Origin of the sequence: Polyangium sp. 15x6, from assembly GCF_029960785.1 — a bacterium.
In the GTDB taxonomy this organism is placed as follows: domain Bacteria; phylum Myxococcota_A; class Polyangia; order Polyangiales; family Polyangiaceae; genus Polyangium.
Genome location: NZ_JASBQE010000275.1, coordinates 1 through 539 on the forward strand (window position 1 = coordinate 1; position 539 = coordinate 539).

General features: G+C 62.5%; 1 protein-coding gene. It reads right to left on the reverse strand.

The window, feature by feature from the left end:
* Positions 1-524: transposase (locus tag QHF83_RS53415; protein WP_282425900.1), on the reverse strand; the 524-nt coding region annotated here is incomplete at its 3' end.
* Between the last annotated feature and the right edge of the window lie 15 nt (positions 525-539).

The window sequence follows — 539 nt, forward strand, 5'->3', positions numbered from 1 at the left end:
GGCTCCCCGTCCCCATGAACCGGCTTGACGCGGCGGAAGCAGAATCGAGACGAAAGCTTTCCTTTGGTGCCCGTTCGCCACGTGATGCGCCGGAAGGCGGCCTGACCGAGCTCGGCGCCAAGGTCCTCTGCGGAGGCGACGCGCTCGAGCTCGTTGTTCATGCCGAGGAGCCACAAGCGCGTTGGCGACTTGATCGCGACGGCATAATCGAGCCCATACCCGCGCAGCGCCGCGCGAAACGAAGAAGAGTCGCCATATCCCGCGTCTGCCAGCACGATGTCACCCGGGATGCCGTCCGCCTTCGCTCGTCCGATCATGTCGAGAGCCAGCTCCGGCTTCGTCTTGAAAATGCGGTCTTCGGGAATGCGCGTGGCTTTCCTCCGTCGCGGGTGGTCGGTCCAGTCGTGCGGCAGGTAGAGCTCGAAATCGATGGGCACCTGCTCCTTCCTGTTCGACACGCAAAGACTCACCCCTATCTGGCAATTCGTGATCTTGCCGGCGGAGCCCGTATATTGTCTCTTCACGCCGACGGAGTTTTT